Annotated in this window: 19 protein-coding genes; 10 read left to right on the plus strand and 9 right to left on the minus strand. The window is 36.5% G+C overall.

Features of this window, described 5'->3' with window-relative positions; all coding sequences use genetic code 11:
• Positions 1 to 2 precede the first annotated feature (2 nt).
• The 3 genes from IPM48_13620 to IPM48_13630 are packed head-to-tail and all read left to right on the plus strand — an operon-like array spanning position 3 to position 2,371.
• Positions 3 to 896, plus strand: a complete 894-nt coding sequence (locus tag IPM48_13620; protein ID MBK9272621.1) for a CPBP family intramembrane metalloprotease — start codon at positions 3 to 5, stop codon at positions 894 to 896.
• The gene (locus IPM48_13625; GenBank protein MBK9272622.1) at positions 886 to 1,713 is read left to right on the plus strand and encodes a CDP-archaeol synthase; all 828 of its coding nucleotides are present in this window, start codon (positions 886 to 888) and stop codon (positions 1,711 to 1,713) included. Before IPM48_13620 ends, IPM48_13625 begins: the two co-directional genes overlap by 11 nt.
• A gap of 4 nt (positions 1,714 to 1,717) precedes the next feature.
• The gene (locus IPM48_13630; GenBank protein ID MBK9272623.1) at positions 1,718 to 2,371 is read left to right on the plus strand and encodes a phosphatidylserine decarboxylase family protein; all 654 of its coding nucleotides are present in this window, start codon (positions 1,718 to 1,720) and stop codon (positions 2,369 to 2,371) included.
• Positions 2,372 to 2,563: 192 nt separating this feature from the next.
• Here IPM48_13630 and IPM48_13635 read toward each other — a convergent pair whose 3' ends face one another.
• On the minus strand, positions 2,564 to 5,053 hold the full coding sequence (locus IPM48_13635) for a T9SS type A sorting domain-containing protein (GenBank protein ID MBK9272624.1): 2,490 nt from the start codon (positions 5,051 to 5,053) through the stop codon (positions 2,564 to 2,566).
• A 415-nt stretch (positions 5,054 to 5,468) separates the two neighbouring features.
• On the opposite strand from IPM48_13635, the gene IPM48_13640 reads away from it, so the two are divergent.
• Together IPM48_13640 and IPM48_13645 are read left to right on the plus strand one after the other, a co-directional pair.
• A complete protein-coding gene (locus tag IPM48_13640; GenBank protein MBK9272625.1) occupies positions 5,469 to 6,932 on the plus strand; it encodes a hypothetical protein in 1,464 nt (487 codons plus the stop codon).
• The gene (locus IPM48_13645; protein MBK9272626.1) at positions 6,932 to 7,417 is read left to right on the plus strand and encodes an acyl-CoA thioesterase; all 486 of its coding nucleotides are present in this window, start codon (positions 6,932 to 6,934) and stop codon (positions 7,415 to 7,417) included. Before IPM48_13640 ends, IPM48_13645 begins: the two co-directional genes overlap by 1 nt.
• Here the strand turns inward: IPM48_13645 and IPM48_13650 are convergent, their stop codons facing one another.
• Positions 7,418 to 7,930 carry a hypothetical protein gene (locus IPM48_13650; GenBank protein ID MBK9272627.1) on the minus strand — a complete coding sequence of 171 codons (513 nt, stop codon included), beginning with the start codon at positions 7,928 to 7,930 and terminating at the stop codon, positions 7,418 to 7,420. It abuts the gene before it with no gap.
• Positions 7,931 to 8,011: 81 nt separating this feature from the next.
• On the opposite strand from IPM48_13650, the gene lpdA reads away from it, so the two are divergent.
• The gene (lpdA, locus tag IPM48_13655; GenBank protein ID MBK9272628.1) at positions 8,012 to 9,412 is read left to right on the plus strand and encodes a dihydrolipoyl dehydrogenase; all 1,401 of its coding nucleotides are present in this window, start codon (positions 8,012 to 8,014) and stop codon (positions 9,410 to 9,412) included.
• 6 nt (positions 9,413 to 9,418) lie between these two features.
• Here lpdA and IPM48_13660 read toward each other — a convergent pair whose 3' ends face one another.
• A complete protein-coding gene (locus IPM48_13660; GenBank protein MBK9272629.1) occupies positions 9,419 to 12,700 on the minus strand; it encodes a gliding motility-associated C-terminal domain-containing protein in 3,282 nt (1,093 codons plus the stop codon).
• Between the two features lie 129 nt (positions 12,701 to 12,829).
• On the opposite strand from IPM48_13660, the gene IPM48_13665 reads away from it, so the two are divergent.
• Complete coding sequence (locus tag IPM48_13665) at positions 12,830 to 13,198, plus strand: DMT family protein (GenBank protein ID MBK9272630.1); 369 nt, start codon at positions 12,830 to 12,832, stop codon at positions 13,196 to 13,198.
• A gap of 14 nt (positions 13,199 to 13,212) precedes the next feature.
• On the plus strand, positions 13,213 to 15,648 hold the full coding sequence (priA, locus tag IPM48_13670; protein MBK9272631.1) for a primosomal protein N': 2,436 nt from the start codon (positions 13,213 to 13,215) through the stop codon (positions 15,646 to 15,648).
• A gap of 3 nt (positions 15,649 to 15,651) precedes the next feature.
• Here the strand turns inward: priA and IPM48_13675 are convergent, their stop codons facing one another.
• The 6 genes from IPM48_13675 to IPM48_13700 all read right to left on the minus strand — a co-directional run bounded on the left by IPM48_13675 (position 15,652) and on the right by IPM48_13700 (position 20,576).
• Positions 15,652 to 16,236, minus strand: a complete 585-nt coding sequence (locus IPM48_13675) for a phosphoribosylglycinamide formyltransferase (protein ID MBK9272632.1) — start codon at positions 16,234 to 16,236, stop codon at positions 15,652 to 15,654.
• 23 nt (positions 16,237 to 16,259) lie between these two features.
• Entirely contained in the window at positions 16,260 to 17,177 is a 918-nt protein-coding gene (locus tag IPM48_13680; protein ID MBK9272633.1) for a DUF4835 family protein, read from the minus strand.
• Between the two features lie 3 nt (positions 17,178 to 17,180).
• Positions 17,181 to 18,377 (minus strand): bifunctional phosphopantothenoylcysteine decarboxylase/phosphopantothenate--cysteine ligase CoaBC, encoded by a 1,197-nt coding sequence (gene coaBC / locus IPM48_13685; protein ID MBK9272634.1) that lies wholly within the window; start codon positions 18,375 to 18,377, stop codon positions 17,181 to 17,183.
• Positions 18,378 to 18,406: 29 nt separating this feature from the next.
• A complete protein-coding gene (locus IPM48_13690) occupies positions 18,407 to 18,751 on the minus strand; it encodes a DNA-directed RNA polymerase subunit omega (protein MBK9272635.1) in 345 nt (114 codons plus the stop codon).
• Positions 18,741 to 19,550 carry an outer membrane protein assembly factor BamD gene (gene bamD, locus IPM48_13695; GenBank protein MBK9272636.1) on the minus strand — a complete coding sequence of 270 codons (810 nt, stop codon included), beginning with the start codon at positions 19,548 to 19,550 and terminating at the stop codon, positions 18,741 to 18,743. The genes IPM48_13690 and bamD overlap by 11 nt, the downstream gene beginning before the upstream one ends.
• A 126-nt stretch (positions 19,551 to 19,676) precedes the next feature.
• A complete protein-coding gene (locus IPM48_13700; protein MBK9272637.1) occupies positions 19,677 to 20,576 on the minus strand; it encodes a triose-phosphate isomerase in 900 nt (299 codons plus the stop codon).
• A 123-nt stretch (positions 20,577 to 20,699) separates the two neighbouring features.
• On the opposite strand from IPM48_13700, the gene ppk1 reads away from it, so the two are divergent.
• Positions 20,700 to 22,799, plus strand: coding sequence for a polyphosphate kinase 1 (ppk1, locus tag IPM48_13705; protein MBK9272638.1), 2,100 nt, complete (start codon positions 20,700 to 20,702; stop codon positions 22,797 to 22,799).
• Complete coding sequence (locus IPM48_13710) at positions 22,789 to 23,136, plus strand: divalent-cation tolerance protein CutA (GenBank protein MBK9272639.1); 348 nt, start codon at positions 22,789 to 22,791, stop codon at positions 23,134 to 23,136. Before ppk1 ends, IPM48_13710 begins: the two co-directional genes overlap by 11 nt.
• Positions 23,137 to 23,153: the final 17 nt, after the last annotated feature.

Consider the following 23,153-nt stretch of genomic DNA (forward strand, 5'->3'; position numbering starts at 1 on the left):
CTTTGACTCAATTAGATCATAAAAGTACATTTTATCAGACTATTGCTCTAATAGCATTTGTTTCGACAGGATTTTTACTTTTTCAAGTTTGGAGCTTGATTTTTTTGAATAGCCAAGGCTATTCTATGGGGAATTCTCTCCAAGACATTCAAGACATAACCCAAAGTTTAAATATAAAAGGTCTTTTGATTTTACAAATTATCAGTCATGTATTTGTTTTAATATTGCCCGCATGGAGTTGGGGCGTACTGTTTGGAATCAAAAGTTTAAATAGCGACAAATCTATTCTTGATTTTAAGACCCTAATAATATGTTTGTCAATATTAATGGCTACCTTCCCTTTGGTTGGTTTGACAGCCAAATTAAATCAGCTTATCCCATTACCGGAAATATTTAAAATTGCAGAAGATAATGTAAGGTCATTGATGGAAAAACTTCTTTCAGCCAAGGGTATTATGGACCGATTGCTGTTGTTTATCACCATAGCAATTGTACCCGCAATTAGTGAAGAATGGATGTTTCGAGGAGTTTTGCAAAATCTATTCAAAAATATCTATCACAAAACCTGGTTTTTTGTCGGAATTACAGCACTTTTGTTTTCAACGTTTCATCTTCAATTTGAAGGTTTTATTCCACGCTTTATACTAGGGATTGTTTTGGGCTTGACCTATGGTTATACGAAGAATTTGATTTATCCCATTCTTATCCATTTCGCTTTTAATGGAAGCCAAATATTGGCCCTCTTTGTTTCTGGAAAAGATTGGATGGATGAACAAATAAATCAGGAAGGATTAAATTATCTTGATTGGTTCACAGGGATCATTGGCCTAGTCGTTACTGCAACACTGTTATATCACTTACATTCTTCCCGCCAAAAAGATCAAAATGTTAGTTAGAACAGTCACAGGCCTCCTTTTTGGGATTGTAATGATTTTCAGTATTCTTACCAATCTGTGGACTTCTTTAGCCCTGGTGTCCATTATACTAGTAGCTTCATTTTATGAATTTTCAGTCAACTTTACCAAATCAAGCACAAAAACACAATTTCCTGGAAATCTTTTAGGCATTCTTGCTTTATCATTAATAGCCACGATATTTATTTTTAGTATTTTCACAGAATTACTAAAAGATTCAGTTTTAATTGTCACACTTGTATTCAATGTTCTTTTTATTATTTTCTCTTCCATTCAACTAATTCAGTTTAAAATTTCATCCGAGTATTTCCAATGGTGGATTCCCGCCATTTATATTGGAGCTCCTATCTTAATTGTATCCATGTTTCTTATTTTAAATTATCCTTCATATCATTTTTGGGTACTCGCAGTGCTTATAGTTATTTGGACAAATGATACAATGGCTTATTTTACAGGCAAGTTGTTTGGAAAAAACAAATTGGCACCAAGTATATCCCCTGGAAAAACCATTGAAGGTCTAATCGGTGGAATTGTTTTTGGGATTATCATTGGAGTCTTGTTAAATCAATTCTGGATTCGATCAGAATTTTCAATTTTGCAAATGGTTTTATTGAGTTTCATGGTAGGAGTCTTTGGAATTTTAGGTGATCTTTTTGAGTCACAGCTAAAAAGATTGGCAGGGATTAAAGATAGCGGAAAAATACTTCCGGGACATGGTGGGATGCTTGATCGATTTGACAGCTTCCTTTTCGCAATTCCGCCTGCATTTTTATATATTTGGATCAATCAAAATTATTAATACAATGGATATACATAAGGAAGGTAAAAATTGGGTTTTCGGATTTCTTTTATTTTATGTTGGAATGGTGTTGTTGCTGTCATGGAATGACAGTTTCCTTGCAATTCCCATATCATTGATTCTGGGAGTATTTTTTTTACTGATCTTGAATTTTTTCAGAAATCCGGACCGACCCATATATTCGAAGGATGATCGCATACTTTATTCTCCGGCAGATGGTAAAATAGTGGTCATTGAAAAGACCTATGAGGATGAATATTTTAAAGATGAGAAAATTCAGATTTCCATTTTTATGAATCCATTGAATGTTCATGTCAATCGATATCCCGTAAGTGGTACGGTCATGTATTCCAAATACCATCCAGGAAAATATTTGGTGGCATGGCATCCAAAAGCTTCAAAAGAAAATGAAAGAACTACAGTAGTGCTTCGCCGAAAAGATGGAAAAGAAATTTTGATCCGTCAAATTGCTGGCGCTGTCGCCAGAAGAATCTGCAATTATGCGCAGGAAGGTCAAGCAGTCGAACAAGGCGAAGATCAGGGTTTTATCAAATTTGGCTCAAGAGTGGATCTCTTCCTCCCATTAAATTCAAGCATAAAAGTTGAAATGAATCAAATTGTTAAGGGCAATATAGACGAGATTGCTCATTTGGATTAAATCCATATTTAATATTTAACTACAATCCCTTTAATACCAAATCTATATATTTATTGGAATGAGTTTTATTTCAATGTACCCATTTTACATGAGTTAATTATTCCATTCTACCAAAAAATAAACAAGCCGCTTTTCAGCGGCTCGTTTAACTAACATTAATCAGAATAAAACGGGTTATATTAAAAACAGGGATTAATTACTTATGATGAATTTTTTAACCAATGGCCCAAGGTTGGTTTCCACTCTTAAAAGATAAATACCATCAGCTAGCCCCAAATTGGACAAGCTTATATTTTCAAGCTTGGGTTGAACGATGGTGTTGGAACTTATTACCCGGCCATCCACTCCAAGAATACTGTAGCTCTTCATTTCGTTTGAGCCATTGAGAAGAACCATAATCTGATCTTTGGCAGGATTTGGAAAAACCAACAATTTATTTAGATCCAATTCTCCGTGATTTTTCTTCTTGTTGATCTCAAGGACAAAAGTCTTATCTTCCAAACGAGATTTTATACCATCTCCATCCATCTTGGTAATGTTCCGGAAATAAAATGGTATTTTCAAAGTTTCGTCGTCTCTTCTGAATGGATCAAGATTATCTTCTATAATAAATACAATTATTTCTACTCCACCTTCTCCACTAGAAGGACTTCCACCAACCCTGGCAAACCCACTTTCCAATCTTCCATCCCAAGGTTTTTCAAACAAGTTAACCGTATTGGCATTTTGACTAAACCAGCTTTTATGGTAAAATTGAATTTCCAGGGTACTATCGACCACCGCATTCTGATTATAATCCAATTGGTAGGCATAACCAGATAAATTAATGGCCGGGTCATTTGAATCGCCTAACCGAACCTCAAAAACTGCCCACTCTCCCTGCACAGCACCCGGAGTCAGATTAACCACCTCAAATGGAAACTCATCTTTGGGTAAAACCAGATCCGGAATCAAAGAGTGTTCTTTATAAAAATTGGCATCTATCGCATTTAAATCCTCTTCATTGATTATACCGTTACCATCCGTATCTGCATGCTTCAAATCGATCGATGAATTAGCTAAATCTTCATCCCAGTCGTCTGCTTTATGAGATCTAAATTCATTACCTGTAAAAATTCTACTTTCTCCTTCCTTACCCATCTGGTATGCTACATGCAACAAATCATTCATATCCACGCGCCCATTGAAATCAACATCTCCAGGCCAAACACAATCCCCTACACATTGTCTGATACAATTCTTTTGCTCGTATTCAGTTTCAATATTTAGTTCAGCAGTTACGCACCTTCCATTGGAATTAACGCAATATTCAATTTCAATTGTTTCAGTTCCGATTGTATTTAATAAAGGTGTGTAAATCAAAGAGTTGTATCCAATAATTGTACTTGTACAACCATTGTTGTAATTTACGACAATAGTATCCCATCCTGGGTAAAAAGAGATTCTGGGATTGGAAGAACTAAAGTCATAAGCATCTACCGGAATATTATAACTTAGGAGCAAAGGTGTATTTCTTTTGGTTTTGAACTGGTAAGTATGATCCGTCATTGGTTCACAATCACCAATCAATAATACCACTGTCGCATATTCGCAAATTCCCTGAGGACAAACTTTATATCTAAATGTTTGAACACCTTTGTAGTCAGTTTGAGGGGTAAATCTAAATTTGCCTTTGGTATCCAAACGCTCCAAAGTACCTTTTAATCCAACCGTATCATGTATAAGTATGGGGTATTTACTGACAATGGGACCCACATCATTATTGCTTACATCAAAACTAAGCTCTTGATTTACAGGGGTAATAAACTTATCCTCTTGAATAATGCTGTTGGATGGTGGTAGATCAAATATTTCAACATAAACCACGGTGGTATAGCCAGACCCTCCTAATAAAAAGGTATCTTTTCCGAAAATATTTTTGTGTGGTTGATATTTAAAAGATGGGCCCTGAATCGTCACCTTCCCTTTCTTGGGATTTTGGGTCAAATTAAGATTGTTCAGCGTTAAAGCCATGGTCACGCTGTAGTTTTCAGCGGTTGAAATTAAAATGGTGTCATTTGTTGCAGACGCAGGATCAACTACATTAATAAAAATCTGATTGGTCTCACAAAGCCCAAGAATATCGCAAACCCGATAAGTAATGGTGGATTTACCCACGGAATCCGTCATTGGTGTAAAAGAAACCGTACTATCCGTGAAACTAACAGATTCAAGCCGATGTGCATTTACTATTTGAGTAATTTTTATATTATCAGATCCTTGAATACTTGTGGAGTCGTTGAGCAAAGGAAAAACGGTCGTCGAGCCCGCATTCTTATCAATTAGGTAATAGTCCTGCCTGGTCTCAAGGTAGGAGTTAACATAACAGAAAATAAAAGAATACCAAACCAATTTATAGGATTGATCATTGGTTGTTCTGGCTTCAACAATCACCGTATCAGAACCAATAAAATTTGAATCAGGCTCATAAAAAAGTTCATATTTGCCAGATGAGACAAAATTAAGTGTGATCTTTCCGTTTGAGGATGAATCAATTAGTTTGGGAAGAAAACAAGGATTTAAAGTTTCTGTTTGGTTGCGGTCTTTGAGAACCTTTACAAGTCTATAACCACTTTGGGCAGTTAAATTCACTGATATTGAGGAGAATATCAGCAAGTAGATGAAAAATCGTAAAAAACCCATTTATCCCTTGTTTGGAAGCAAAGTTACTGGCTTCTTTGATATTTTCAAAATTTATATTTATATTTTTTTATTTAATATAATTAGAATATTCAATATGTTATGTTAAATATTGAATTTAAGTACTATATAAATTACAGAAATATTTAATATCTAAAAATTAATTCACAAAAAATTAAAACACTACCTCTTTTAATCCTTTGATCAAACGCTTGGAAACTATGTGTTAGAACGCAACGAAAACCCAAAAGTAGTTAAACCTATGTAAAGAGTAAGCCTGTTTAAATTTATTACCTTGATAATGAGCCTAAAATAGAGAGTTTAAACATCCCATTAAATTTTTAAAAAATACTTTCACTACAGAGCAAATCTGTGCTATCCAGTCAGGATAATTAAAAAAATAATACTTTTGCTAACAATGACCGAAAGTAAAATTTATCATTTCGTTTCCAGTCTTAGTTCAGTCCAATTAAACCGACTCAGTCGATATCTGGAGTCTCCTTATTTCAATAGAAATGAAAAATTATTGACTATTTATTACAGGATAGAACAACACTTAAAACAAAACGTCAAATCTAAACTGGACAAAAAAGAAATATGGAATCAGATTTATCCCAATGTTCCATTTAGGGATGAAAAATTTCGAAAACATTGTTCAGAATTACTCGATCTAGGCGAAGCCTTTCTTGCTCAGCAAGTTTATGATGAAGTAGGTTTATATCAGGCCAATTTTTTATTACAGGCTGTACATCGTCTTCAAATTGAGAGACTGTACAACAGCTCACAATCCAAAGCTGAAATTTTATTAAAGCATCAATCTGATCGAAATCCAGCATATTATTATTACCGGTATGAAATAGAGAAAAACCTCTATAAATTGAACAATCTCGAAGCTTCGAGGGCCAATAAAACTTCATTGGGTAAGATCAATTTAGACCAAATTGTAAACAACCTTGACTATTTCTATATTGCTGAAAAGCTTAAGCATTATTGCAACCTATTAACCTGGAATTTGGTATTTGCAATGGATACAAAATTGCTTTTTATAGAAGAAATCATTTCAATTGCACGCAACGAAGAATTCAAAGAAATTCCTCCCATTGCTGTCTACCTTAAAATTTATGAAACCTTTGTATACCCAGATGACATTCGCTATTACCATGAACTAGAATCTCTCATTGACAAGCATCTTAAAAATTTTCCAAAGGATGAAGCCAAAGAAATTATTGAAGCCGCGATTAATTACAATATCAGAAATTCTAATAAAGGTATTGAATTTCAGAAGCAATTGTTTGAGATTTATAAGAAAGCCTTAGATGAAGAATTGCTTATTGTAAATGATGAATTATCTCCATGGACTTTTAAAAATATTATCACAGTCTCATTAAGGTTAAAAGAAATTTCTTGGACGGAAGGTTTCATTAAAGATTTTGCTGACAAATTAAATCCAAGTTTCAGAGAGAATTCTGTGTTATTCAACACTGCCTTAATACATTATCATAAAAAAGAATATGGTAAAGTGATTCCATTGTTGCAAAAGGTCGCTTATGAAGAAATATTTTATGGCTTGGATTCAAAGGCAATATTGATCTCCACATATTTTGAGTTGGATGAAGATTATGCTTTGTCATCACTTTTGGATAGCTTTAAGAATTTTCTAACCAGAAACAAAGATGTCTCCATTGAAAAGAAAAATGCATATTTAAATCTTGTAAAATATACCAAAAAAATACTTGAAGGTGAACTTTTATCCAATGATCAATTGATAAAAATTAAAAATAATATTCTTAGTGAAAGAATTGTTGGAAAAGACTGGCTACTTGAAAAAATTGATGAGCTCATGTACACCAATTCAACCAAACCAAGAAAAATTAAAAAATAATGAGTTATAACAAAACACCCGAGAGCAGATTAAGAGTGAGATTTAAAGATTGTGATCCGCTGGGTCATCTTTACAATACGCGATTTTTGGAATACATGCTTGAATCCAGAGAAGACCATATCATAGATCATTATGGTTTGAATCTTGAAGAATACGCCAGGGTTCATTCAAGAGCATGGATCGTAAGCGCACATCAAATCGTTTATTTAAGAGAGGCCAAACGCAATGAGTTTATTCGAATACGATCTTCACTGATTAATTTAGGCAAAGATTTTATTGTAAATGAATATCAAATGTGGGATGATGGTATAACAACATTAAAATCCCTTATGTGGACCCATTTTCTACACATCGATTTGAGTATTAAGAAACTTGCACCTCATAATTCTGAAATGACTGCAAAGTTAGAAAATATACGCACTATAATCGATCAAAATGGGTTTGAAGAAAGGGTAAAATTTCTGAGAAATAGTGGCTTGCAATAATTATCTCAAATGCTTAAAAGAGTTAAAAAAACGATCAGCATCTTTGTCCAATCGCGAATGGTAATCACAAAAATATTGCAAGGTCAATAACTGATTGTAATAAGGTATCACCGCAGTTCTAACAACAGAACTGTCTGTATCGTAAAATATTTGAAAAAATTTGCCAGGAATTCCATCAAATTCCCGGTCGTATTCGAAAGCCAGATTACCAAGATGCAATTGCCCTAATAATTGTTCTTTTATTGTGTTGACCATGTATTCGGTGAGTGAATCCTGTTTTTCAAAAAAATTAAGCTCTTCGGGATAGGTTGTCAGATTAACCATATAGATTTGAGACTCCTCAGAGCTGACAAAGGATCGAATTTTAACAGTCCCGATTTCCGACAGAATGCTGTCTGATTTTATCACGGGTTCTCCAGGCATTTCCATCATAAACATGGCCTCTTCATCCCTGATTAGATACCAAGAAGTGAATGCAAAAACCAAATGGCTTATGATAAGCAATAACTTCACTGTGTCATTTAACGCTCTGACTTGTAAATTGTTATTCTTTACTCTTTTAAACTTATATCTTTGTTGCCAAAATTGACACAAATGAATAAGTTTGATATTATTGTAATTGGCTCAGGGCCAGGAGGATATGTAGCTGCCATCCGCGCATCACAGTTGGGCAAAAATGTGGCCATCGTGGAAAGAGAATCTTTGGGAGGTATCTGTCTTAATTGGGGTTGCATACCCACTAAAGCGCTTCTTAAATCTGCCCAGGTGTTTGAATATTTAAAGCATGCTGAAGAATATGGGATAAAGCTTGGAGATGCCAAAGCGGACTTTGGTCAAATGGTGAAACGCAGTAGAAATGTAGCAGATGGAATGAGTAAAGGCATTCAATTTCTGATGAAAAAAAATAAAATTCAGGTTATATATGGAACTGCAAAATTGACAAAATCCAAATCGATTGAGGTCACGGATGCCGCAGGTAAAAAATCAAGCTATCAAGCAGATCATATTATTCTTGCAACCGGCGGAAGGGCTAAGGAACTTCCAAATTTGCCGATTGATGGTGTCCATGTAATTGAATACAGAAAAGCGATGAGTTTGGATAAATTACCAAAGAAGATGGTTGTTGTTGGAGCAGGAGCGATTGGAGTTGAATTTGCGTATTTTTACTCTGTACTTGGTACGGAGGTCACGATTGTTGAATTTATGGAGCAAGGGTTGATGCCCAGGGAAGATGCAGATATAAGCAAAGAATTGTCCAAAATTTTTAAGAAAAAAGGAATCAATACTTTGGCTAATACCTCAGTAGAAAAAATTGAAAAAACCAAATCGGGGATTAAGGTAATTACCAGAGATCGCAAGGATGGCAAGGAACAGGTCTTAGAGTGTGATGTGGTACTTTCTGCTGCAGGAGTCAGCCCCAATCTACAAGGAATTGGAGCTGAAGATCTGGGCATTGCCTTTGAAAATGGGCTTGTCAAAGTTGACCAATATTACAAGACGAATGTAGCAGGAATTTACGCCATAGGTGACATTGTACCCGGACCTGCTCTTGCGCATGTAGCGAGTGCAGAAGGCATCACTTGTGTCGAAGCAATATGCGGGCACCATCCGGAACCGATTGATTACCACAATATACCAGGTTGCACCTATTGTTCACCTGAAATTGCATCAGTTGGCATGACAGAAGCTTCCGCGATTGCTGCCGGATATGAGATCAGGGTTGGTAAATTTCCCTTTTCTGCATCAGGTAAAGCAAGCGCATCGGGTGCAAAGGAAGGATTTGTCAAAGTGATCTATGACAAAAAATATGGAGAACTATTGGGAGCTCACATGATTGGCATGAATGTGACAGAAATGATTGCAGAAATTGTGGTTGCAAGGAAACTGGAAACTACCGGACAAGAAATACTAAAATCCATTCACCCCCACCCCACCATGTCAGAAGCGGTTATGGAGGCCACAGCTGCCGCCTACGGTGAAGTTATTCATTTGTAATAAAGTTTATCTGATCAGTGTGACATCGCCAGCAATCTTATATTGCTTTCCCAATCTGTCATTGAAGAATATTAAGTAGGTATAAACTCCCGGATTGACTGGCCTGCCTTTTGATTCACCAAACCAAGCACCATCTGGCCCATTGGGTTTGCCAGATCTTGATTCAAAAATCAAACCTCCCCATCGATCAAATATCTGCATTTTATCAATATGGTCAAATCCCAAATCTGTAAATAAATTGAAATAATCATTCACACCATCTCCGTTTGGTGTAAAGACGTTGGGGACCCAATAACCGGATTTGCCGATAACAATTGCCTGATATTGATATTCACATCCATATTCATCTATACCTATGGATGTTAAGTATTGCAATCCATCTCGTGCAACTATTTGAAATTTATAACAAGTATCGCATTGAGATTCGTCCTTTTGAGACCATTGAATTTTAAGTTTATCTGAAATCAAATTAACTCCTCCAAAATTCAAGTTCGCCGTATCCCCTACAAACATAAAAACTGTATCCAAGCCCAGATCCAAAGTTACATTTCCCTTTCTCTCGATTTGAAAATCATACTCAACAGGACAAGCCTGATCATCCAAAATCAACAATTCGTAGTCTCCGGGTATTAAATTATCCAATACAAGATTTTCCGGTTCTACACTTTGTCCATTTAATAAGTATCGAAAAGGTGGCTTTCCTCCACTCTGATGTCTAATTTTTAGACTTCCTTTATCCTGAAAGCAGTACAAATCTTCTTTATCAAATTCAAAACAAAAACATTCTGGCTCCAAAATCTCAAATCCCCTTCTTGTAATGCAGCCCAGCTGATCGCGAATAAAAACATCATAGACTCCGGGGGCTAGGCTATCCAGCAATAATTCTTTAGACCCATTGGACCAACTTACCTCAAAAGGAGGATAAGCCCCAAATAATCTCAATTGTATTTGTGCATCGGACTGACCAAAACATTTAATTGGTCTTACCAGAGCTTCGGCTTCCAACATAGGGGCAATGCGGAGCTTAAGTTCAATAATTGAATCGCAATTGTTTATTGATTTTTCGGTGAAGAGATAGTTTCCAGCTTTGTCAATCATTTGCCCATTGATTCGAATCGATTCTCCGTAGCAAATGGTTGTATCAATGAGTTGTGTGGTCACAGGAGCAATGGACAAGGACAATCTAAATATACTGTCACATCCAAGAGGACTCGGAACTTTTACTTCGTAATCACCTGACATATTGTAATCAGTTCCCCTGAAATGAAATGAATTTTGCTCACATATTGTCGTATCAAGTTGCTCAATGTAAGCAGGAATGGTCTTAAGCTCAAGTTCATAAAATTCATCACAACCCAAAGCATTTTTTTCTGAGAACAGGTATGTGCCTGCCGATTGAAAGGATTTGCCCCATATTTCAAGCACAGTCCCTTCGCAAATTAAAGCATTGGCACGGTGATACTCAGATGGGTTAATTCTCAAATTGAGATCAATGATACTATCACATCCATTTGAATTTTTCAAATATATCTTATATAGACCTTCCTTGTCAAACCGAACCTGGTCAATGATCAAATAATCACCATCGCATATTAAAGTATCGAAGCTTACAAAATCAAGTTTGTTCACTTGCAATACCAGTCTGCTAAGGCTATCACAACCAAATTGATTCATATTCCATTCATCAAACTGGCCAGATTTAAAATAAAATTGATTACCAAATTGAATGCTGTCTCCTTCACAAATTCGATGGTAATCAATGACAAAATCTGTACGTAAAAACTGGAGAGAAATAGAAACAAGGCTATCACAGCCATTGGCCGAAACATACCAATAATCATACTTGCCATTTTGGGTCAAAGTATCCCTCCCTACAATGAAATAATCACCCAAGCACAGTCCGGTGTCAATATTGTTCTGAATGAAATCAATGTGTTTTATGCGAATATCTAAAACGGAATCACAGCCCTCCTGAGACCTTAAAATTTGTTGAAAAATCCCTGGGTTTGGGAAATCAGTTCCATTGATTTGTATTGTTGTGTTTCGACATACTGCCGTATCAATCAAAAAAGATTTGGGTTGAGCAAGTTTGAGATCTATATAAATAGTGCTGTCACAGCCAGTTTTTTTCTTTTTTACAAAGGTGTACAATCCCTCTTTGTCTATTTTGGTTCCTTCAACTTCTAGGTAATCTCCCTCACACAATACGGTATCAATGAAGTGAAACGAATGATCTAATTGATAAAGGAAAGCGTTGCTCAGTTCACAATCTGTGCCATCTGAGGCCCGTAACTGGTATAAACCTTCCTGATCAGTAGGTATAATATAATCGTGACTGGTGGCACCAATAATTGCAATTCCATCTTTGTACCATTGGTATTTAATTGTAGAAATATTTGATTTCTGGCCCTCCAATTTTACAGTATCCTGACATGGAAGTCCTTTTATGGCAAACTGGAAAGAATCAAATCTGGTGGTTTCCTCTAAAATTAATTCATCCAGCCAATAAAAATAATTGCCGTCAGTCACCGTACATGCTGGTCCAAGAACGATCGTCTCTACTGGTACATTTGGTCTCAATTTAACCGTATTTCTTATCCAGCGATTTGCACCGGATATGCCCAATCTGGTCATTTCAAACCATCCGGAATTTGCATATGCTGTTGGGCATAAATAAGGGTTGGGTTGGCCGTTTCCAAAAGGCAGATTGCTACAATTTGAATTACCAAAAATGGCCATATTGAATAAAAATCGAGGTCCAACATATCCACCCATGAATTCTCTTTCACCTCTTCTGCCAAATCCAATCCAAAATTTCAAAGTGTATTCCTTCCCAGGCATCATTGGACTTGTCAGACAGGCTCCGACGTATTCTTTGTAAGGTCCAAATCCAAGATTCTGAATGTCCAAAAAACCAACAAAACCGTCCCCTGCCGGTAAGGGTAATGGAGGTTGACCTCTTACAGGATCCTTCCAAAAATCACAAATGTTGAAATAATCAGAGGTAGCATTGGAGGCCTGGATCCAATTCTGGCATTTGTACAATTGAGCTGTTGTATCAGGACAGGAATAATAATCCTCAAATGATGGGTTTGGAATTAATCCTGAGGGAACAAAAAAGGTATCTCTGATTCCATTGCAAATACAATCAGGATCATTTAAATCAATAAGACCATCTCCATCATCATCTATCGCATTGTCACAAATTTCATCCATACGAATCTGCATATTCGCTGGAGGATGATGAAAGAACAAAAGACAACTAACCCAAATGGCTAAAAAAGTCATGGGAATTGTTTGATTAATTGGAGTCTAAAATTAAGCTTTTTGTCAATAATATATAAAGAAAATAAATTTACATCAAATTATAGTTGCAGTTAATATGTAAATCACTAAATTTGTGTAATATACAAAATGATGAAAATTACATTTACCCTTGTATTGTTGATCATGTCCAATGCCTTTATGACTTTGGCTTGGTATGGACACCTTAGACATCAAACTTCCGGTCCAATTTCATTGAAGACCATGTTTATCATTGTCTTGGTTTGTTGGGGAATTGCTTTTTTTGAGTATTGCCTTCAAGTTCCGGCCAACAGAATAGGATTTATTGGCAATGGAGGTCCATTCACATTAATCCAATTAAAAGTGATTCAAGAGGTTATTACACTTTTGGTATTTGTAATTTTCACCGTTCTTCTTTTTAAAAATGAAAGCTTTTCCAAAAACCATGTTTTCAGTTTTTTATTCCTCATATTGGCGGTTTATTTCGCATTCAAAAAATAGTTGCATAGAAAGAAATGAGATTTGCCCGGGTTATCATTCCAATATCAATAGATGGTAGCTTTACCTATCGAATTCCAGAAGAGTTTAATGAAAGAGTTGTGCCTGGTATCCGAGTGGAGGTTGAATTCGGCAAGAAAAGGCATTACGCAGGTTTGGTGCAGAAAATTGAAGAGAATGAATATTACCCCGACGCAAAGCAAATTTTGGATATCCTGGATCAAAAGCCCATAGTCAGCAATGAGCAACTTCGATTATGGGATTGGATCAGTGAATATTATGTCTGCAGCCTTGGAGAAGTAATGTCAGCAGCATTGCCAAATGCCTTTAGACTGGCAAGTGAAACTCGAATTTTAAAAGCTGCTGATATAGATTATACCCTATTAAATTTAAGTCCCGAGGAGTTTTTAGTATTGGAAGCACTTGATTTAAGACACGAACTCAATTTGTCTGACATTTACATTATTCTGCAGAAAAAAAGAATTCTAAAACTCATCAAAGATTTAAATCAAAAAGGATACATAATCATCAAAGAACAACTGGACAACCAGGAGGATCCAGTTAAACTCAGATGGATCAAGCTGGCCGATAAATATACCAAGGACCAAAATAGTTTGAATGAAGCATTGGTCTCTGTGCAGAAAAGTGAATATCAGACCCGTTTTCTGCTCTGTTATTTGGCAGAAAAAAAAGATTATGGATGGATTAAATCCAATGAAATCAGCAAACTATCCGGCAGTGATGGCACAATCACCAAAGCTTTGGTGAAGAAGGGAATTTTCATCGAAGTATTCATGGATAAGTACAAAATACCAGATATTAAACCAGTGGGCCTTAAATTGGAATTATCCACACCTCAAAAAAAGGCCAAGGAAGAACTTCTGGATGTTTTGCGTTCAAAAGGCATCGCATTGCTAAAAGGAGTAACCGGTAGCGGAAAAACTCAAGTGTATCTAGACATCATAAAGGACTACATCGCTGAAGGAAAGCAAATATTGTATATGGTCCCTGAGATTGCGCTTACTTCACAACTGGTAAACAGAGTAAAACAATATTATCCAGAGCAAACCCTAGAATACCATTCAGGACTAAGCAACAGAGATCGCTTGTCCGTCTGGAACCAATGTCTCGAAGGTCATCCCTTAATTATTGGTGCCCGCTCCGCTTTGTTTTTACCTTTCTCCAATCTTGGCCTTGTCATTGTTGATGAAGAGCACGATCCATCTTACAAACAAAATGAGCCATCCCCAAGATACAACGCAAGAGATTCAGCTATGATGCTTACCCAATACTATGCAGCCCATTTGATACTTGGATCAGCTACACCATCCCTTGAAAGTTATCAATTGAGCTTACAGGACAGAATTGGAATGGTTAGACTTGATGAGCGTTTTGGAGAAGGTCAATTGCCGGAAATCAAAATTATTTCGTTAAAAGAAGCCCGTAAAAAGGCTCAGCTAAGGGGTAATTTTTCAGAAGAACTAATTTCAGAAATGACAAAGCAATTGGAAGGTGGTCAACAAATCCTCGTCTTTAGAAATAGAAGGGGATACAGCCCGCTATTGCAATGCAGTTCATGTCAATGGGAATCAACATGTCAACAATGCGATCTTAATTTGACTTTTCATAAGTACCAGCAATTGCTTAAATGTCATTTATGTGGATTGACGCAAAGTCTTCCCAGTCATTGTCCGGAATGCGGAAAGGAAAATTTAAAACTGATGGGTTTTGGTACCGAAAAAATTGAAGAGGAACTCAGAGAAATTTTTCCAGATAAAATTATTGCCCGTTTTGACCAGGAATCTGCAAGAACCAGATCAAGACAAATTCAAATTATGGAAGACTTCCAAAACAAAGAAATTGATATTCTTGTAGGAACTCAAATGATAGCGAAGGGATTGGATTTCGACCATGTAGGTTTGGTCGTCATAGTGCAGGCTGATCAGATTTTGCATTTTCCTGATTTCAGAGCTCATGAGAGGGCCTTTCAATTGATGACACAAGTCAGCGGACGATCTGGCCGAAGGAACTTGAAGGGGAAAGTACTTATTCAGGCATATCGCACTGATCACCCAATATTAAAAGACGTAATGGAACAAGAATTTACAGGAATGTCGGAACGGGAAATGAAGGAAAGAGCATATTTCCATTACCCGCCATTTGTCAAACTTATCAGAATCGTAGTGAAACATGTCAAGTTGCAAATCACAGAAAATGTGAGTGAAACCTTGGCAAGGAGGCTAAGAAATAAATTGGGGAATCGCATATTAGGCCCTGCAGAACCTACCATTTCAAAGGTAAAAGGAGCCTATGCGAGAGAAATATTTATTAAAATTGAACGAAATCAAGAGAAGCTAAAAGAAGTAAAAAGTCTCCTGAAGAATTTAATCCATGAATTAAAAAGAGAAGAAGGTAATTACATACGGTTTATCATCGATGTTGACCCCTATTGATCCCTAAAAATACCTCATCTCCATTACCAATTTTTCTGTCCATTCGGGGAGATATTTATGTTCAAGCTCCTGAACTTTTTTAGCCAACTTTTCAGCATTATCCCTGCGATCGACTTTGCAGGTCGTCTGAAAAATGACCTTTCCCTGGTCGTACATTTCATTGACATAATGAATGGTGATTCCGGACAATTGATCACCTGCAGATATTACAGCTTGATGTACTGCCAGACCATACATACCCCTTCCACCATATTTTGGGAGAAGAGCCGGATGAATGTTAATCATTCTCCGATCAAACTGTTTTACCAAGAAAGGAGGAATCAACATGATAAATCCTGCCAAAACAATATACTCGATGTCGTATAAATTGAGCAGAGAGTTCATATAAGAATTATTGCTCAACAATGATTTATTTACGACAGAGAAAGGAATGCCATGTTCTTCTGCCAATTTGACCACAGGAGCTTTGGAAGAGCTGGAAATAATTAATCCGATTTGAATATGAGGGTGTGATTTAAAATGTTTAATTAACTGTTCCGCATTAGATCCTGTTCCTGAGGCAAATACGGCAATTTTTTTCTTTTTCATACGGGAATATTATAGGTCGAAAATTAGGATTTTATTTGATCGTAAGATGAAGCATTTGAAGGGTCAATACTGGTCATAGCGTTATGTACCTCTTGTTTCTCAATACCTGTACCTTGTTTAAATATTTCAATAATTTCAGGTCGTTTGGCATTAATAAAGGATTGCATCAGAAATGTATTGGGATAAGTTTGATCTGTTTGAGCAATCGCTTTGAGCGCACTTACTAAGTCCCTTCTTACCAAGTTCATGTCTACGGATGACTGATCAAGCCCCAATCGGTGGTACTCATAAAATGCCCTTCTAAAGGGTTTCATTCTAGGATTATTAAGATTCTCAAATAAAAAAAATCTACTGTTTTTTTTACCAGTGTTTGAAGTCCAACTCGGATCGTAACTTTTGGCGTTGGATGGAAGATTGATTAGCATGTTCTGAAGGATGTTCAGATAGGGCTCGCCACCTTCTAAACTATAACTATCGTAATCCAATGCAAGTATCATGTAGGCATAGAATGTCATCACAGCGGACAAATTATCCGTAAACACTTCCCTATTGTTCTCCATAGGTCTAAATGGATCAAAAAGTATAGGGACATCCTTTTCGGTAAATTGGACCAACATTGTCTCATAGCTTGATTTAAAAACCGGTCTGAAAGATTGGATGGTCAAATCACAAACAAGTTCATTGTTTCCTTTGTCTTGTTTAATGGAAATTTGTAAATTGGCTCTTATTCGTTCGTGTGGCTCATATTTATCGTTGGTCCACCTTTGATCGTTTAAAAACTCTTTCACCATATTTTCTAATTGTTCAAAGGTCTTGCGATCTGTCAAATTTGCAGCGTTACCGATCACTTTTACTCCGATGTTGAGTTCCTGCGAAACCAGATCGTTTCTTTGAAAAACAAAAATGCAGAACAATAGAATAAAATAATTGCTTAGAGTCATAAGTCACAAAAGTAATAAAGCATTTACAATATCGGCTGCAACTTCTTTTTTCGATTTTTTATCAAAAATCACGTGGCCTCCCTTTTGATCCAAAATCTCAATTCTATTGGTATCATATCCAAAGCCAACACCTTGCTCGCCTGTCGAATTAAGAACGATCATGTCCATATTTTTCTTGTGTAATTTTGCCCTGGCATTGGCCAAAAAATCATTGGTCTCAAGGGCAAATCCCACCAATTTCTGGTTGGGACTTTTGTGCGCTCCCACAAACATTGCTATATCAGGTGTTTTTGTTAGGGTCAACTGAAGAAGTTCGTCTGTTTTCTTAATTTTTTGAGCAGAACTATCCAATGGTCTATAATCAGCTACTGCGGCTGCCAAAATAAAATCTGTCATATCCATGTACATTGACTTGACTGCATCGAACATTTCTTCAGCAGTTTTAACTCTCATCAAATTTAGATGCTTATGCACCGGAATGTTTTCATTGCTAGGACCAAGAATCAGATGCACTTCAGCCCCTCTCTCGAGACATATTTCCGCAATTCTGACTCCCATTTTTCCGGATGAATAGTTGCTAATAAATCTGACCGGATCGATAGGCTCCTGGGTGGGACCAGCAGTAATCAAAACCTTTCTTCCATTCATGGATTGCTGAACCTGGAAAAAAGAATGCACCAAATTTAAAATATTTTCAGGTTCTGCCAATCGCCCTGCCCCAGATAAACCACTGGCCAAAAGTCCTTCTTCGACAGGAATTATCCTGACTCCTATTGATTCCAGAAATTTTATATTTCTCTGTGTGGCAGCATGATACCACATGTCAACATCCATGGCAGGGGCTATCATGACAGGGCATCTGGCCGATAAAAAAACAGCAGTCAACAAATTGTCTACCATCCCATTTGCAAACTTTGCGATGGTTTGAGCAGTTGCAGGAGCAACAATTAGTAAATCAGCCCATAAACCCAGGTGGACGTGATTGTTCCAATCTGACTCAGAGTGTATATGTGTTAATACTGGTTTTCCAGACAAGGTTGAATAGCTCAATGGCCCTACGAAATCTGCAGCAGCTTCAGTCATTATTACTTCGACTTCAGCTCCAGATTTAACCAACTGTCTCAAAATTAAAAGGGACTTGTAGGCAGCAATGCTACCGCAAATCCCAAGGACAATTTTTTTTTGGGATAAAGCCGACATGGATCTATCTCATTTATCTCTGGAAATTATCAAGATTCTCCTTCCTGCCCATCCTGTTTTTTAAATTCGTAATGGATGTCTCCGGCAATATATTCTTCAATGGCGATCAAAACCGGATTGGGTAGCTTTTCATAAAATTTGGAAATTTCAATTTGTTCCTTGTTTTCATGGACTTCCTCAATGGTGTCCGAATGACTTGCAAAATCTTCCAGTTTTTCCAACAATTCAGATTTAATATCTGCTGCCAACTGATTCGCCCTTTGTGAAATCACATTGATTGTCTCATAAATATTTTGACTTTCTGTGACCAGGCCCTTAATATCCCTTGCCTGAACATTTGGACTGATTCCCTGAACTTTTGATTTAATATCCATCGTATAATTTATTTTTTGATTTTTTAATAACCATATTTCTTATTTCTTTGACTTCTGCCGCCATTTTACCTGAAGGAAACTTTTTTAAGAAAAGATTGCATTTGTCAATGGTTTGCAAATACCTTTCTTTTTGTTTTTCAAATATGCTATTGTCGGCCCAAACGGAAGAAGCCCTAATTGCAAGCCATCGCACTTCTCTTTCATTTTTCGTATCCGGAAAATCAATGAGCAAATTTTCCAAAGTTGTCAAGCAAGCCTGGTAAGATTTAAGATCGAAATAAAGTAAAGCCTGTTCAAAGGTTTTTTTCTCAAGCTTTGCCCTTAACTCATCAATGAGCTTATTGCATTCCTCGACCCTTGAAGATTCAGGATACTGATTAACAAAACTCTGAAATCCTTCAATGGCTTTCTCAGTAGGTGTCTGATCAAGTCGATAAACAGGGGATTGCTTGTACAAAGAATAAACAGACATAAACTCTGCTTCCTCTTTTAATGAACTTAAAACAAAAGTGCTTGCAAAATTTTTAAAATACAAACTGGCAGCCTCATAATCCGATAAATAAAATTGACATTGTGCATAGCGGTAAAAGATCTCCTCAGCCTCTTTCTGCCCCCTGTAATTTGAAATGATTGACTCATACAAAGGCAGGGCTTTTTGATAATCCTTTTTCTGAAATAAATTATTGGCTGTTTTATGGATCAATACCGGATCTCCACTTGTTCTAACCTTTTCATAGGCAGACTTACAAGAAACCAATTGAAATAAAACAAGGGCCAAAAGAAATATTCCTATTCTCATGCGGGCCGCAAATTTAATACTTCAAAACGAGAAAGTTGAGAACTTGTTGTTGAAATATTTGTAACACCCTTACTTTGGGCATTAAATTAGCCCAAACATTTACCTATTTAATTACATATCAACAAATTACGCATCCAATGGATTACTTTGGCTGATGCTATAAAATCCTTTAATGATTTGAGAAAACTCATGGGCATTCAGGCTTGCCCCACCCACCAAAGCACCATGAACGAATGGTATCATGGCTATTTCCTTGGCATTTATTGCTTTTACACTTCCTCCATACAAGATGTTTATCTGCTCAGCAATGTCTTTTCCAAAATTCATTTTCAACCAAGAATGGATAAAATGGTGCATTTCACTGATCTGTTGCGCTGAAGCAGTTATCCCGGTACCTATGGCCCAAATCGGCTCATAAGCAATGGTGAGATTTTGGGGCGAAAATTCTTTCAAATCTAATAAATCTTTATCCAGTTGGCTCTTGATAAAATCCAGGTGTTCGCCCGCTTCCCTCATTTTGAATGGCTCACCACAACAGTACACCGGGAATAAACCGTGGCTCAAAATTGTTTGAAGCTTTGTGTTTATTCGATTGTTTTCCAATGGATTAGAATTCCTTTTTTCACTGTGGCCTACAATAATAAATTTTACACCCAGGTCTGCCAACATGGGCACTGATATTTCTGAGGTAAAAGCTCCAAATAACTCCTCATGGCAATCCTGAGCTGCCAGGTATACCATTTGCTGATTCAAAGTGTCCAAAAAGGCCAAATGGGTGAAAGGTGGCGCTACGGCAAATTTGTACAAATTCAATGTACCGGACAAGATGTCGTCAACCAGCTGCTTTGCTTCTGACGGCAAAACGTTCATTTTCCAATTTGCAATAATCAAAGGACGATTGAAAGACATTGAAACGATGAAATTTGGTTCAAAAGTATAAGAATAATCCAAATTGTGATAAAGATCCGGGAAGAGGCTTGCCAGATTTAACCATTCAATAATCCCACAAAGTACATTCTGATCCATAAAGACTCCTATTTTTGTTTTATCAAGTGGCATGGGTTAAATCATTATGATAAAATATAAATTTTTGACCATCCAAAAAGTGGGTATTGCTGTTACTTTACGGAAAATCCTTGGCAATCAACTATGAGCTTAATTCAACCATTCGCGAATAATCATCTGATAGACAGGGACCTTAGTTGGTTGGACTTTAATTATCGCGTGTTACAGGAAGCCAAAGACCCAAGCGTTCCGCTCCTGGAACGATTGAGATTTTTGGCCATTTATTCTTCTAACCTGGGAGAATTTTTCCGGATCCGGGTTGCACATCACCGAAACATCATGAAACTGGGTAAGAAAACCAAAAGTGTTTTGGATTACAATCCAGCCCTGATGTTAAAGGAACTTTACAAGATTACCAATGAGCAATTGGATGAGTTTAATCAAATATTTTATGACCAAATTATACCGGGCCTGGCCAAAGAAAATATTTACCTTAGATCACACAGAGAATTAAATGATCAACAAGAACAATTTATAGAGAACTATTTTAACGAAAACCTTTTGCCATTTGTCCAACCCGTTTTACTCATAAAAAACAAGGTAAAACCATTCTTGAATAATTCTGAATTGTATCTGGCTGTCATCATGCGCAGTAAAGAAGATCCAAGTTTTGAACCTCAGTACGCTATTGTAAAAGTACCTTCAGATCATTTAAACAGATTCGTTGTATTGCCTTCACAAACCGGAGCACATGAAGTCACCTTATTGGATGAAGTGGTCAGATTCTCACTAAAATGGCTATTCCCGGGTTTTGACATTCAGCATTCCTATTCCATCAAACTTACCAGAGACGCCGAATTGTACATTGAAGATGAATATTCCGGTGATCTACTGGAAAAAATAAAGAAAGGATTAATTAAACGAAACATCGGGCCTGCAGCCAGATTGGTTTATGATGACGCAATGCCAAAAGAAATGTTACATTATTTCCTTGGTTTATTGGACATCAAGAAAACAGATTTGACCCCGGAAGGAAGATACCACAATAATTTTGATTTTTTCCATTTTCCAAATTTCAAAAAACTTCATTTACTCAATCCACCTATAAAACCACTTGGTTATCCTCCAATCGATCACGCATCTGATATCTTTAGTGCCATTTCAAAAAGAGATCACCTGTTATACTTCCCTTACCATGACTATGAACCGGTCATTCGATTTTTTGAAGAAGCTGCAAGAGATCCATTTATAACGCACATCAAAATCACTCAATACAGGGTGGACAAAAACAGCAGAATAATGGATGCATTGATGTATGCTGCTGAAAACGGCAAAAACGTATTTGTATTTATTGAGGTAAAAGCAAGATTTGATGAAGCAGCCAATCTGGTATGGGGTGAGAAAATGCAAAAAGCAGGCATCAAAGTACGGTATAGCTTTCCGGGTCTGAAAGTGCATTCTAAAACAGCTATCATTACACGAAAAAAAGACCAAGAAACACAACATTTCCTCTATCTTAGTACAGGAAACTTTCACGAAGGGACTGCAAGAATGTATTGCGATTATGGGTTTTTTACCACAGATAACCGTCTAACCAGTGAAGTAAATCGATTGTTCGGTTTCTTAGAAAATGTCAAGCTCCCAAGTACTTCCTTCAAACATCTTTTGGTTGGACAGTTTAACCTCAACGACGATATTAGATCACTTATATTGTTTGAAAAAAATGAAGCACTTGCAGGAAGAAAATCTGAGATTATTTTAAAAATGAACAATCTGCAAGACAGCGAAATTATTCAGCTCCTGTATGAAGCTTCTCAGGCTGGAACTAAAATAAAGTTGATCATTCGGAGTATTTGTTGTCTGATTCCTGGCAAACGGAATATAAGTGATAACATTCAAGGAATTAGTATTATTGACCGATTTCTTGAACATGCCAGGGTATATTATTTCCACCACGGAGGAGAAAGGAAAGTGTATTTATCATCCGCAGATTTTATGGTCAGAAATCTTCATTTTAGAATTGAAACTGCCTTCCCTATCTACGAAAATGAATTAAAAAATGAAATTTTAAAAGTTCTTTCCATTCAATTTAGTGACAACTCTAAGGCCAGAAGTTTAAATCATAGAAAAATCAATCAGTACATTCAGGACTCCAAAGGTCGAAAAGTGCGAAGTCAGCTGAATACTTATAAATTGTACAAGCAGTTGTTTCAATTGCAAAATAATCAGAATTATGAGGAGTAAGCAATCGTTTGAAATCTGGTATTTCCATGTGCCATGTGGGAATGCAATAAATGCCCAGCTAATTGGTGAGACTGCTGTAAACTCAGGGATTGCTGCATGTTGTAATATTTCTCCGATTCGGAGTATTTACCTCTGGCAGGAAAATTTGCATCAAGACGAAGAAATTTTATTAATACTTAAAACCCTCGCTTCTCAAAAGAAAAAACTAACTCATTTGATCTTAGAATTGCATGATTATAACACTCCGTGCATATTGAGCTTCAAAGCAAATGTAAATAAAGAATACTTCGACTGGATGAATTCAATGGTCAAAAAGAAAAGGACAGTCGATAATTAGATTCACGATAGACTTAA

The organism is Saprospiraceae bacterium (genome assembly GCA_016715965.1).
Taxonomy (GTDB): Bacteria; Bacteroidota; Bacteroidia; order Chitinophagales; family Saprospiraceae; genus Vicinibacter.